This window comes from Klebsiella sp. 28 (assembly GCF_018223905.1).
Taxonomy (GTDB): domain Bacteria; phylum Pseudomonadota; class Gammaproteobacteria; order Enterobacterales; family Enterobacteriaceae; genus Klebsiella; species Klebsiella pneumoniae.
In genome coordinates, this window is sequence record NZ_JAGRQY010000006.1 from 43,624 (window position 1) to 55,713 (window position 12,090).

Here is a 12,090-nt window from a genome sequence, read left to right on the forward strand (position 1 = left end):
TTAATCCATATGATGACAGAACTTTGTCCTCCGCCTTTACCAGCTTTCTGAGGCCAATCGGGGCCGGGTTTGGTACGGCGATTGTCCTTATCCTGGTCACTCGCATTGCGCAGGAGCTGCGGTGTTTCTGCAATAAATAAAAGTGTGCCGGCCCGATATTTATGCTGGCATTGCCTGTTTCCTGAAGCCTGCAATATACTGTATATAAAAACAGTTATTGGAGGCTGAATTATGGCGCTGGATCTCGTTTATCCCCGGCCTTCAGTGGAAGGCGACGCACTCCCTTTTTTTGCCGAACCCGTTGCGGCCGGCTTTCCCAGCCCGGCAGCAGGCTATGAGGCCAATGAACTTAACCTGCATGATTACTGTGTGCGGCATCCGGCCGCGACGTACTTCTTGCGTGTGTCCGGCGATTCCATGCGTGATGCGCGCATTCATGATGGCGATGTGCTGGTCGTCGATCGGGCAGAAGAACCCCGGCACGGCAGCATCGTGATTGCCAGCATCGATAATGAATTTACGGTCAAGCAGCTGCAGCTCCGCCCTTACCCCTGCCTGATGCCGCTGAATCCGGCTTTTCCGCCAATCAGGTTTGATCCGGAGGCGCTGCAGATATGGGGTGTGGTTACGTTCACTGTCATGAGACACCGCCCGTGTACGCCTTAATCGATGTCAATTCGATGTACTGCAGCTGCGAAGAAGCGTTCCGCCCTGATTTACGAGGGCGCCCTGTGGTCGTTCTCAGCAACAACGACGGGGCGCTTGTTGCGGTCAATCGCGCGGCGAAAGCGCTGGGCGTGCGCCGCGGGGAGCCCTATTTCCGCTGCCGCCGCCTGCTGGAACAGCATAACGTCGCCGTATTCAGTTCCAACTACACCCTTTACGCCTCATTCTCCGCCCGATTTGCAACCGTAGTGGAAAGTCTGGCGCCGCGGACGTTTGTTTACTCAATTGATGAGCTCTTTGCTGATGCGTCTCACATGGAGGGCGTGATGTCGCCGCAGGCGTTTGGCCAGCTTTTGCGGGCTGAAGTGCTGCGCCAGACAACGCTCACCTGTGGAGTGGGCGTCGCGCCAACGAAGACGCTGGCCAAGCTGTGCAACCACGCCGCAAAGACGTGGCCTGCCACCGGGGGGGTTGTGGCGCTCAGTGATCCTGTGAGACTGAAAAGGCTGATGAGCCTGGTGTCGGCCGGCGATGTGTGGGGGGTTGGCCATCGTACCGAAAAAGGGCTGGCGACAATGGGGATCAAAACGGCGCTGGCGCTCGCAGAGATGGATATCCGACTTGCACGCCGGCTGTACGGTGTGACGCTGGAACGGACCATCCGTGAGCTGCGTGGCGAGGCCTGCTTTGCCCTGGAAGAAGGTACCGGCGCGAAACAGCAGCTTGTTGTATCCCGCTCGTTTGGATCGCGGGTCACGCAACTGGCGCAGATGCAGCAGGCGGTGACTAAATATGCCACACGGGCAGGGGAAAAGTTGCGCCAGGAAAACCGTCTGGCGAAGGTGGTAACGGTCTTTATCCGCAGCAGTGCTTATGACGCCGGCGGTGTGCCCTACAGTAACCAGGCTACGGAAGTGCTTTCCGTGCCAAGCCAGGATACACGCGACATCATCGCCGCGGCGCAGCTGGGGCTGTCGCGTATCTGGCGTGAGGGTGTGCGGTATGCAAAAGCCGGCGTGATGCTCAGCGATCTGCAGGGACATGAAACCCAGCTGGATCTGTTTGCGCCGGCTGCAGTGCGGCCGGGCAGCGAAAAACTGATGGCCACCATCGACAAAATAAACAGGGAAGGAAGGTCAAGGGTCTTCTTCGCCGGGGAAGGTATTGATCCGGAATATGCCATGCGCCGTGAAATGTTGTCTCCGGCCTACACCACGCAGTGGAAGGATATTCCCGCGGCGTTTATGCGATAACAGCGATGTGCAGGCCAGTCTGTCAGGCCTGCAGCCGTTCCTGCTCCTGCAGCAATGCCAGATGGTATGCGGCAATGGCGTTCACCACCCCGGCCGTCATCCGTGCATCGGCGATCGCCGAGTGTGCCTCCCCTTCCCAGGTCAATGCTGCCTGACTGGCCGCGCTGGCCAGCGAAATGGTGCCATAGCGATTGGTGGCCCCAAAATACCCTGCAGCCAAAGTAACTGCGTCGGTAATAATGAATTTAAGGCTGCGCGCGTAGCAGTCGAAAAAAGTGACGAGCCAGCAGGGCTATAGTCGTTATGGTCAGCACGATATTGGCGATGGTCAGCAGCAGATGCAGCAGCGGCCAGGGTTTTGAATACGCCACCAGGCGGATAATGAACTGGCTGGCCAGTGTAGTTCCGAAGAAACTGGCGACACAGTGCATGATGCGCAGCTGACGCCGATCGGACAGTACCGGCAGCACCGCCCGGTACAGGCGGTAGTATAAAAGTACAGGGAAAAGAATATAAAAAAACAGACCACTGACCACGCGCTGCCACTGCGGTGCCCCGGACACCGCGACCTGAAGATCGACCATCTGGCCGACCGTAAGCAGGAACAATGAGACAAAGAGCAGGCTCTTAGGTGAGTTGAGTACCGTAGGTATAAGGTTTTTCATGGTGGTTTTCCTGCTGAAATCGTTGGAACCGGCCGTTACCAGTTTTTTACTATTCTGCGCCAGCAGAAAATGATGCTGCCAATACCCTAAACGATCATGGCTATGTTGACTACCGGGAGGCTGGCAAACGCCACGAAATCATCATGAGTGACCGGTGATATTAAGTTGCTAATGGCCGAAATGATGAGCAACACACTCACGACGAGTAAGCAAACCAGCCAAAAAGACCTAACCAATCGCAGTAAAAATAATTGAATCATTCATTACATTCCTCTTTGCTTTTCATTGGGTTACAAATCTAACCTTCATTTCGGTGTGAACGTAATATGTACCAGGCTTCTTTTGCCTGGACAACGGCCCAGATCCAGACGAGAGAGGACACAATGCACAGCCCTGTCATGTTCCAGAAATGACCTGTAGTATATTCATGGCCATGAAGCAGGAGGCCGGCGCCGGCCGCCAGGCTCATGACCAGGAAAAGGATGGCTGCGCCGGCGTGAAAAATGATGCTGAACATGTAAAACCCCCTTGTGGCGACGGTATCGCCAGTCTCTGTTATTAAATGGTAGCCGCCTGCAGGTCGTCTGCCTGCATCATGGTGTCAATCAGGGCGCCGGCGCAGGCAATATTCAGGCACGTCATGTTCGATTTCAGGGCTGTCATCATGTTCGCGCTGCTTCTTTTCAGAAACGGCTGCAGCGGACCACGATAGCCCTGTGAGGTCACGATAATCAGCTGAGCGGCCGCATCACGCAGTGCCGGCACGCCGGCCAGAATATCTTCCTCAGCTGCGCTGATATACACGGGTGAACCGGCGATCACAAAGCGATCGTCCGGGCAGCGTTGCATCAGCTCAGCCAGGGAAGCGCAGCGGCCCGCCAGCGGGGGCCGTGCCGTCAGTGAGCCCCAGACGGTCGCCGGCGCGAAGGGCATGGCGTGAAACGTTGCTTCATACGCGACCGCCGGATCGGTATGGTGGCGCAGCCCCAGACCGGCCGACATGGCCCACAGCTCGATGCCCGGCCACCGCGCCGCGATACCGCGGGCGCGCAGCCAGTGTGCGCCCCGGTAAAGATCTCCCGTTTCCAGCACCCTGCCAGGACGGCGGGCGGCCTGGGCGATCAGCCTGTACCAGCCGCCAAAGGCGTCATTAAGGGAAGCGTCGCCCGGAAAAACGGTATCCTCCACGCTGCCCGCCTTGCGCCGGGTACAGGTGGTGATGAGGTGAAGATGTTTGTTCATTCAGGCTCCCGGCCCTAATCCTGCCCCGGCCGTGCCGGCTGGATTTGACGCAGTATTGTTGTTGCCTGCCATCCCGTAAACCCGAAGGTATCGGCCAGTTCGCCGGGCAGTGACGCGGCCAGGCGTGGCAGTTCGTCCGGGGATTCATTATGAAAGACAAAACTGACCCCCTCATCCCTGATGCGCGACATCAACATCGCAATAAGCCGGTGCAGCCCCTCATGGCTGGCGTGTTCAGTGACCTTTTCAGTAAACCGCCGGGGATTGCTGCAGCTGATGCCCCGGTCGGCCAGGAACGCCAGAAAGCGCTGCAGGAAACCGGGGAGATCCCTGGCGGCCAGGGCGGGTTTCAGCACCGCTTCTGCCTGGGCCTGTGTGAAGCCAAACGCGGCCGCCAGCTCAGGGGAAAAGTCCGGCGTGTCAGCGCTGGCCTCAAAAATGACGCCATCGTTTATGGCCTGCTGCATGTCCGGGGGCATATTCCCGATCATATCTTCACGCTCGCCCCATGCACGGCCGGCGCTTTCGGTCAGTCTCTGTGGATCGCTGCAGCTGACGCCTCGCTCCGCCAGGAACGTCAGGAAACGCTGCAGGACGGTGGCGCCGATCTTGCCGGAGACGGGCGTTTCCCCGGAGGGATAGAAGACCCTGGCGTTGGTGTTGTCCAGTATGGTTTGTATCCCGGCTCCATACAGGGGGTGATGGTGCCTGTCGGGGATGACCGGCTGCGGCGCATCCTCCGTCACCACCCGGATCTGCAGCGGCATCCGGCCGTGTTCGGCGATGAAGCGGTAAAGCTGCTCCACCGCTTCCGTGGCGGTCATGCTCATCGCCTCCAGACGCAGTTCGGCCCGTTTCTTCAGCTGCTCATCGAGACGCACGGTCAGCTGGGCGCTTTTGGCCCGCTTTTTACGTTCAAACAACCCGGTCATGCTCCTTCCTTTTTGTACAGTCATCTGGCTTTACATAATGTACAGCCATTTGTACCGCACTTTTACGCGCGGGACCACATTTTTTCACCGTTGCGGTTTAGCGGTATTCTCCGCAGCGCCGCCACTTATCCCCAGTTTCTGTGGATAACGCTATATGTAGTGGCTCAGTCAGCTGGAAACGGCACAAGATATGGTGTCCGCGCCGGCAGCCGTGCGGCCGTTCCCCTGCCTTCCCTTCCCTGTTGATTTCGCTTTTTCCGGTATTTACGTTTTTTCCGCAATCACGGTGCCGGCGAAAAGGTATTTTCCGGTGGTTGCGGGCGCAAAAGTCACAGGGTGAAAAGATAAGGGCGCGAAGCATTCCGCAATATAAACCGCGTGACAGTCACGCCAGGTGATGGCTACCCGCGGGCGATTCTGTCGATTTAGCTTTTAGTGCTAAATCTAAATATTTATAATTTACGCATGAAACCTAATTTATTAGAGTTTGGTTATTCAGTAAACAACAGAAAACGGAGTGAACGAGATGGAATATGAAGCGTACAAGGTTCGCGGTTACGGCTTCGGACTGAAAAAAGAGATCACCGGCGTGCTGGGGCGTTACCCCACCCTGGAAGAGGCGCAGAAGGTCGCGGATGACTACACGCAGGCCTGCCTGCCGGATAACCTGCCGGACCGCTACGATATGGGCATGGTCCGGCCGGTCGCTGCCGGCGAACCTGCCGCCCTCGATCCGGACGTGTTTCGCGGTCCGGGCGCGCCGTTCCTGATGGATGCCGGCCAGATAACCACGGGTCACACGGTATGCCTGGGCAAAGCGGCGGATGGAAAACGGTTTTATTTTGGCGGGGAGCATTCCGATGGCCACCAAACATATAAATGATGAGCTCTGGAATCGCATTGAGGCGCTGACCGTCAAAGCTAACGCCAGGCATGGGTTGTTACGGCCGATTAAAGAGGCTGAAGTACTGCATCTTGTCCTTCAGCGTGGCCTGGAACTGCTTACGGACGACGATCTGCTGCAGCTGGGCAAGTACCGGCGGCCGATAGGATTTGTGCTGCGTCGTCCGGGCGTGGAAATGGTGAAGCTGGATATGCTGAATATGGCAGATGCGGCAACCGTTCTTCTGCGCAGTGGACCCGCAACGCTGTGCATCTGGAGCCGCGACGATATCCTGCGCGAGGCCAGTGAAGCGGTGCTCCGCGAACGGCTGCCGGATGCAGCCCTGCTGTCGGAGGGGGATGACCGGGCCCGGTTCCAGACGCTGCTGCCCGGATTCTGGAACGCCGCGCACCGGGGCGAAACGGCCGTGATTTCCCTGCGTGCTGACAATGCGGATCTCGCTATTGCACGCATCACTGACCTGATGTGCGAATCCCTGCTGGGTTATAAGGGGCAGCGGGCATACCGGGCGGGTGAAAACGAACAGGGAGAAGAGTCATGAACATGCGAGGCATTCTTTTTGTCCTGCCGCTGTGCGCCGGGCTCCTGGCGGGCTGTGATAACAAACAGGAAGCGCTGCAGTTTGAAGCCGCCCGCACGGCGGCGCTGAAGGCCGATGATCCGTTTCTGGCGCTGGACTCGTTCGAACAGCAGTCCGGCGACTACGGCCGGGACTGCGACTCGCTGGGGGCATTTCTGTTTGGTAATTTTGCTTCCACGGATAAAGCATGTCGGGCGCGGGATGAGGCCACGCGGGATATGGTCCTGAAAGCCGTAGAAAAGGGTTCCGTGCCGGCACTGGTGTTCCTGTTTGACCCAGGCAGCAAGACGCCGGATGTGTATCCGCGCGATATTGACCCACAGAAGGCCGGGCAGGCGGCTGAGCGGCTTGTTGCACTGGCAGAGTCGGCGCCGGTGGACAGCAAAAATCAGGCGCTGCTGATGCGTGCCGGCGATGTACTGCAGGCGGGCCAGTACGTTCTGCAGGATTCCCGGAGAGCGGCGGCCCTGTACGTCAAAGCCTGGCAGGCAGGGGATCAGCGTGCCGCGGACGAGCTGGTCAATGTCTATCACTTTCTCAAGGACAGCCGGCGTACCTACTTCTGGGCGGTCCGGAGCAAAGACGTGCAGCAGCTGGACAATCGGGCTGAGCTGACCGGAGATGAGATCATTGCTATTCAGAAACTGGCTGCGGACAGTTCACGGACCGACATTTGATGAAATGAATAAGGATATACAAAAGGCGTCCAACTGGTGAGGAAGGGCGCCTTTTAATTACTAGACATTTTTACTACTTAACTTTCTGTCGGAGTAAACGGAAAATTAATCTGTTAATCACTGCGAGTATAAATCCCCGCTAAGCGTGGTGCAACTCAGTATCAGAAATGACCGCCGGTGGTTGAATCCAGTGCCCTGAACAGGCTTTCCTGGGCTGCTTCCAGCAGACAACCTGGCAGACGGAGTTCATTTACGCGGTAACTCTGCCCGGTCTGTGTGGTCACGGTGAGATAATACTGATCGTCAAACTGCTGACCAGCACCGATATGCACGATGGTGGCCGTGTCGATCCAGCAGAGGTTTGTGCCTTCCGCGTCCTCAAGTGGTTTGATTCGGCCTTTCAGCCACTTCTGCGGGCGACCCGGCCGGCATTTGATCGTGATGCCGTGCTTATAGCCGCGGGTTCTGGCCACAAAGGCCGCTATTTTATCTTTATCCAGTTCCTGCGCCGGGGTGAGCTTACTGAAACTGGACGGAGAGAAGTTATACTGCAGTTCTTCAAACAGGTTCAGGTACGTGGCTTCATCATCCAGGTTGTCCCCGCGTACTTTCAGCATGGAGCCCCAGATCCTCTCCATTTCGCCCCTCAGCGCCAGTTTAACCGCCTCAAATTCTTCCTGATGTTCATCGTAGTAGTTGATATCCATCGCGTCTCCTGTTGTGTTTATGGCGAATTTGCGGAATTAATATACATAAAAAATGTTCAAATATGAACATTTTCAGGCTATAAATACAGGCAGATTATAACAGGCCAGTCCACCAAGATTCGGCCAGGAGCTGAGTACGCATGATAAAGAAACCACTTATTGCCGGCATCATGCTGGCTGTGGCGCACACCGCCGGCGCTGCGCAGGGTGATGATACCGATCTGCAGCAGATTTATACCGAGGCGGGCATTCAGGGGATATGCAGCGCCGGGATGCTGGCTGTGCCGGAAGGGGCCAGGGATGAAGCTGTCCCGCAGAACGTCAGACACCTCCTGGTTCAGTGTGCCTATTTCGACGAGCAGCAGTTGCGCCGGCGTGCCGGCCTGCCGGCTCAGACATTTAGCCACTGGCGTGACCGCAATGCGGTCCTTAATCTGTCGTCTGACCAGGCATCTGATGCGCTCTGGCTGTCAGCGTGGCGTGATTTCCGGGCACAACTGGCCTCGGCCTACCCGGCCCCGGCGGAAAAAAAGGCACAGGGGAAAGAGGCCGTACCCGCCGGCACGAAGCCCGGCACTGAGCATGGGAGTGCGGCGGATTGACCGGTTTTGACTTGATCCTGTGGCGACGGGGCCTGAACTGGACCCAGGAGCGCGCCGCGGCTGAGCTCGGTATCAGCCGTACCAGCCTGGTAAAATATGAGGACGGTGAGACAGTACCCCGGACCATACAACTTGCCACCGTCGCGCTGACGCTGAAAGCGGAATGGCCCACCCTGAAAACCATGAGCAAAGACAGGCTGCTGCGGCAGCTGAAGTATGAAGTGCTGAGGATCGATAATGAATGAGTTTATCCATGTTGTCGGCTCATTTATCCTTGCGGGTATCCTGCTGTATGGCCTCTGGCAGGGTACACGGCGACGCCGGCGCCGGCATGAACGGAAACAGGCCAGTGCGGTGCGTGTGATCGATAAAATTAATACGTTCCCGCATTTCGGGCAGAAAATTGCCTATCTGCGCAAGATTGACCCGTTTGTGTTCGAAGAGCTGCTGCTTGAAGGCTTTGAACGCCGGGGCTTTGAAGTGATCCGTAACCGCCGGTATACCGGTGACGGCGGGATTGATGGCCGCGTGAAGATTGATGGCCAGACCTGGCTTATCCAGGCCAAACGCTATACCAGCTATATTGCCGTTGGCCACGTCCGTGACTTCAGCGACCTGCTGAACGCCACCGGTGCCCGCGGTTTTTTCTGCCATACCGGCAAAACGCGCGAAGGCACCAAATCGCTCATTCGCGGAGACAGCCGCATGATCCTGGTCAGTGGCCAGAAGCTGCTAGACCTTATTGCCACCGATGCGCCGTTTATCCCGTATCCGGGATACCGGCCACCGGCCGAAATGGTTCATCCTGAACAGGAGACAACATGAAACTGAAAGGATACGTCGCCGCCCTGCCGGCACTGCTGCTGACAGGGTGCGCCATGCTCCCCGGACAGCCCACCGATTATGACCGCTTCTGTAACGTCTCAGGCATCGCCAGCCACGGCGAAACCTACCGTGTCAGTGACAGTCAGGATTTCTGGTTAACCCCGAACGGCCGCTATCTCAGCCAGGCTGAGTACAGCAGTCCGGCAGATACGCTTCAGAAACTGACGGGCGTGGTCAGTGGTGAAGATCCTGACCAGGTGCGGAAGAACGCCGTCAGGGTAAGGGTGTTCCGTGTTGAAAGTGAGAGCGCCAGTAAAGGGGCGTGCCTGCCCGTGCGTTATGACGATAAAAACGCGCGGCGGAAAATGGATTCGCTGACTAACGGCCGCCGTATGATGGTGTACAGTGAAGATGAAGGCCAGTCTGGCCAGCAGATTTACAATAACAGCCGCGGTGCCGGCTTCAGTTACAGGTTGCTATGAGTGGATTGAAAGGCCGCCGTATCAGTGCGGATATGTTTGCCATAATGCTGAAGATATCTGCCGGGCAGCTGGTTTTTGCAGCACGGCATGACAAGCCGTTACGCGGACTGACCCTACCCCCTTACAGAATCGAAGGCGGAAAAAGCTGGAGCTCGACCACCTCCACCCGCAGTATGACGTTTGATATGCAGGATGCGGTCGATTTCAGCGAGAAATTTCATAAAATTCAGTCGCCTGACGGCTGATTAGCGGATTTTAAAAAATTGAACACTTTCCCCCTGCAAATTTCTCAGAATTCACGTAGCGACGCCATCGGGACATATGCCTACTTCGATTATGCCGATGCGCTGGCGCTGCGGGAGATGGCCAGCCAGGCTGATTTACCCAAATACCTGCTGGCCCCGGAGGTGTCGGTGTTTCTGCGGTATGTGCCAGACCTGCGCCAGCAGGTCCTTTTCGATACCCTCTGGAACACGGGCGCGCGTATTAATGAGGCTCTGGCGCTGACCGGCGCCAGCTTTCAGCTTGACGGTTCCCGGCCGTTTGTCCGGCTGAAGACGCTTAAACAGCGTCAGCGTGGCCGCGGCAGGCCGGGCAAGGATGAAGAGGTGTTCCGTCTTGTTCCTCTGACCGATCCTCAATATGTCAGGAAGGTGCGTGAATTTCTGACCACCCTGCGTATTGGTAAACAGCAGCTGCTCTGGCCGGTGCAGAGTGATAACACGCCGCGTAACTGGATCAGGAAGGCACTGGACCTCGCAAAACGTGACTCTGTCACTTTTAGTATCCCTGTTACCTGTCACACGTTCCGGCACAGCTTCTGTATGCACCTGATCCAGCATGGGGTTCCGCTGAAAGTTGTACAGGCTTATGCCGGGCATTCCCGGCTGGAAACCACAGAAACCTACACGCGCGTGTTTGCGCTCGATGTTGGTCGTCAGTATGGCGTCCGGTTCAGCCTGCCAGACAGTCATTTAACGCTCCCGGAATAATCTGTATCCCTCCCTGATATTTCCATATAAATCTAAATAAATCCATTTTCTTTCTAGGTCAGACCGTTTTCAGGGCGGCCTGGCCGTCTTTTGTTGGTTTTTATTCTCTATTTTTCTGTATTTTTCTATATTGGTGCGTCTTTTTGTCTTTACACGTCAGCAGGGATGCGTAATAATCCATTTGAAAGCTGTATTATTCCTGATTTCTACGGTTTTTTTCTAAATAATGTGAGGTTCAAAATGCGTATTTTTGTTGACGACGGTTCCACCAACATCAAACTGGCATGGATGGAAGACGGTGCGGTCAAAACGTTGATCAGTCCGAACAGCTTCAAGCCCGAATGGTCCATGACGTTGCTGACAGATTCATCAGTGCCGGCTTCCGCCAACTATGAAATTGACGGGGAAAAGTACAGCTTTGACCAGCTGAGCCCGGATGCCGTGCGCACCACGGAAACCCGCTATCAGTACAGTGATGTGAATGTCGTCGCTATCCACCATGCCCTGATGCAGTCCGGCATTGAACCGCAGCCGGTTGATGTTGTGGTGACGCTGCCGCTGGGCGAGTACCTGGATGAAAACGATCAGCCTAATATGGCCAACATCGAGCGGAAAAAAGCGAACGTGAAGCGTGCGGTGGCCGTTCAGGGGCGTGAGAGCTTTACCGTGCGTAAAGTCAGCGTACTGCCAGAGTCGGTCCCTGCAGGCTTCAGTGTGCTGAAGGATCTGGACGATCTGGACTCCCTGCTGATTGTGGATATCGGTGGAACCACGCTGGATATCGCGCACGTTCGCAGCAAAATGTCCGGCTTCACCAAGACGCATTGCGATCCTAAAACTGGCGTATCCATCATCACCGAAGCCGTAAAACATGCACTGGATACCAGCGTGAGCACCCGTACCAGTTCGTATTTTGCCGACCGTCTGATCCAGGCGCGAAATGACGAAACGTTTCTTTCCCGTTACCTCCAGAATGCTGACCAGCGGGCCCAGGTGATGAAGGTACTGCATGAGCGGGAAAAAGCCCTGACGCACCGTGTCACCGATTCAGTTGGCCGCTTTGCCGGCTTCACGCACGTCATGGTGGTCGGTGGCGGTGCCAGCCTGGTCGCCGGCGCAGTGAAGCAGGCAACGGGGGTGAGTGACGATCGTTTCTTCGTCAGTGATAACCCGCAGTTCGATCTGGTTCTGGGTATGGTGGCAATGAAGGGCTGAGTATGACTGATAACCGTAAGTGCTCGTTTTATATCTACCCGGAGCGCAATGCGGCGGACCGGGTAGCAGACGGCTTTCTTGAGAAACTGCCTCAGAAAGAGCGTGGCCGCGCGATGCGCGCCATGATGCTCTGTGGTGCCGCGTTGATGAAACAGGACGAACGCCTGCCGTTCCTGATCGCTGAATTTCTGACGGAGAGCACCTCGATGCAGGATATTCAGCGGATCATCAGCAGTACGCTGCCGCAGCAGGATACAGGAGAGATGGCACGCCTGATTGAGGCGTTTCTGCAGGCCACCGGCGGTGGCAGCAATACGGTGTCGCCGGCAGGCGTTCGTCCTGTTTCAT

18 protein-coding genes and 1 pseudogene are annotated in these 12,090 nt (G+C 56.5%); 13 read left to right on the forward strand and 6 right to left on the reverse strand.

Annotation, left to right across the window (positions count from 1 at the left end; translation table 11 throughout):
* The first annotated feature begins 231 nt into the window (after positions 1-231).
* Positions 232-666: a LexA family transcriptional regulator gene (locus KHQ28_RS00990; RefSeq protein ID WP_015062799.1), complete on the forward strand. Its 435-nt coding sequence runs from the start codon at positions 232-234 to the stop codon at positions 664-666.
* Positions 654-1,919 carry a translesion error-prone DNA polymerase V subunit UmuC gene (gene umuC, locus KHQ28_RS00995; RefSeq protein ID WP_040027898.1) on the forward strand — a complete coding sequence of 422 codons (1,266 nt, stop codon included), beginning with the start codon at positions 654-656 and terminating at the stop codon, positions 1,917-1,919. The genes KHQ28_RS00990 and umuC overlap by 13 nt, the downstream gene beginning before the upstream one ends.
* 22 nt (positions 1,920-1,941) lie before the next feature.
* Here umuC and KHQ28_RS01000 read toward each other — a convergent pair.
* The 5 genes and pseudogenes from KHQ28_RS01000 to KHQ28_RS01020 form a co-directional block, all read right to left on the reverse strand.
* Positions 1,942-2,148, reverse strand: a pseudogene (locus tag KHQ28_RS01000) (3'-5' exonuclease); the annotation flags it as partial.
* Between the two features lie 16 nt (positions 2,149-2,164).
* Positions 2,165-2,584, reverse strand: a complete 420-nt coding sequence (locus KHQ28_RS01005) for a hypothetical protein (protein ID WP_045405123.1) — start codon at positions 2,582-2,584, stop codon at positions 2,165-2,167.
* A gap of 298 nt (positions 2,585-2,882) precedes the next feature.
* Complete coding sequence (locus tag KHQ28_RS01010) at positions 2,883-3,101, reverse strand: hypothetical protein (RefSeq protein WP_015062804.1); 219 nt, start codon at positions 3,099-3,101, stop codon at positions 2,883-2,885.
* Between the two features lie 41 nt (positions 3,102-3,142).
* Complete coding sequence (locus KHQ28_RS01015) at positions 3,143-3,826, reverse strand: hypothetical protein (RefSeq protein WP_015062805.1); 684 nt, start codon at positions 3,824-3,826, stop codon at positions 3,143-3,145.
* A 14-nt stretch (positions 3,827-3,840) separates the two neighbouring features.
* On the reverse strand, positions 3,841-4,758 hold the full coding sequence (locus KHQ28_RS01020; RefSeq protein ID WP_045405128.1) for a type II toxin-antitoxin system RelB/DinJ family antitoxin: 918 nt from the start codon (positions 4,756-4,758) through the stop codon (positions 3,841-3,843).
* 526 nt (positions 4,759-5,284) lie between these two features.
* Here KHQ28_RS01020 and KHQ28_RS01025 point away from each other — a divergent pair.
* From KHQ28_RS01025 to KHQ28_RS01035, 3 genes are read left to right on the forward strand one after another with little or no spacing between them, the layout of a single operon-like run.
* Positions 5,285-5,641: a hypothetical protein gene (locus tag KHQ28_RS01025; protein WP_045405132.1), complete on the forward strand. Its 357-nt coding sequence runs from the start codon at positions 5,285-5,287 to the stop codon at positions 5,639-5,641.
* Positions 5,619-6,203, forward strand: a complete 585-nt coding sequence (locus KHQ28_RS01030) for a hypothetical protein (protein WP_015062808.1) — start codon at positions 5,619-5,621, stop codon at positions 6,201-6,203. The genes KHQ28_RS01025 and KHQ28_RS01030 overlap by 23 nt, the downstream gene beginning before the upstream one ends.
* Entirely contained in the window at positions 6,200-6,919 is a 720-nt protein-coding gene (locus KHQ28_RS01035) for a hypothetical protein (protein WP_011091040.1), read from the forward strand. The genes KHQ28_RS01030 and KHQ28_RS01035 overlap by 4 nt, the downstream gene beginning before the upstream one ends.
* A gap of 161 nt (positions 6,920-7,080) precedes the next feature.
* On the opposite strand, the gene KHQ28_RS01040 is transcribed toward KHQ28_RS01035, so the two are convergent.
* Positions 7,081-7,626 carry a hypothetical protein gene (locus KHQ28_RS01040; protein ID WP_015062809.1) on the reverse strand — a complete coding sequence of 182 codons (546 nt, stop codon included), beginning with the start codon at positions 7,624-7,626 and terminating at the stop codon, positions 7,081-7,083.
* Positions 7,627-7,766: 140 nt separating this feature from the next.
* On the opposite strand from KHQ28_RS01040, the gene KHQ28_RS01045 reads away from it, so the two are divergent.
* The 8 genes from KHQ28_RS01045 to KHQ28_RS01080 form a co-directional block, all read left to right on the forward strand.
* On the forward strand, positions 7,767-8,228 hold the full coding sequence (locus tag KHQ28_RS01045) for a hypothetical protein (protein ID WP_011091042.1): 462 nt from the start codon (positions 7,767-7,769) through the stop codon (positions 8,226-8,228).
* The gene (locus tag KHQ28_RS01050) at positions 8,225-8,473 is read left to right on the forward strand and encodes a helix-turn-helix transcriptional regulator (RefSeq protein ID WP_004187394.1); all 249 of its coding nucleotides are present in this window, start codon (positions 8,225-8,227) and stop codon (positions 8,471-8,473) included. The genes KHQ28_RS01045 and KHQ28_RS01050 overlap by 4 nt, the downstream gene beginning before the upstream one ends.
* On the forward strand, positions 8,466-9,053 hold the full coding sequence (locus KHQ28_RS01055; RefSeq protein WP_011091043.1) for a restriction endonuclease: 588 nt from the start codon (positions 8,466-8,468) through the stop codon (positions 9,051-9,053). Before KHQ28_RS01050 ends, KHQ28_RS01055 begins: the two co-directional genes overlap by 8 nt.
* Entirely contained in the window at positions 9,050-9,535 is a 486-nt protein-coding gene (locus KHQ28_RS01060; RefSeq protein WP_011091044.1) for a hypothetical protein, read from the forward strand. The genes KHQ28_RS01055 and KHQ28_RS01060 overlap by 4 nt, the downstream gene beginning before the upstream one ends.
* Entirely contained in the window at positions 9,532-9,780 is a 249-nt protein-coding gene (locus KHQ28_RS01065; protein WP_011091045.1) for a hypothetical protein, read from the forward strand. Before KHQ28_RS01060 ends, KHQ28_RS01065 begins: the two co-directional genes overlap by 4 nt.
* An 18-nt stretch (positions 9,781-9,798) precedes the next feature.
* On the forward strand, positions 9,799-10,527 hold the full coding sequence (locus KHQ28_RS01070) for a tyrosine-type recombinase/integrase (protein WP_011091046.1): 729 nt from the start codon (positions 9,799-9,801) through the stop codon (positions 10,525-10,527).
* A 240-nt stretch (positions 10,528-10,767) separates the two neighbouring features.
* Positions 10,768-11,742, forward strand: a complete 975-nt coding sequence (locus tag KHQ28_RS01075) for a plasmid segregation protein ParM (protein ID WP_011091047.1) — start codon at positions 10,768-10,770, stop codon at positions 11,740-11,742.
* 2 nt (positions 11,743-11,744) lie between these two features.
* Positions 11,745-12,090 (forward strand): plasmid partitioning/stability family protein (locus KHQ28_RS01080; RefSeq protein ID WP_211777553.1); only part of this gene is annotated, 346 nt, incomplete at its 3' end.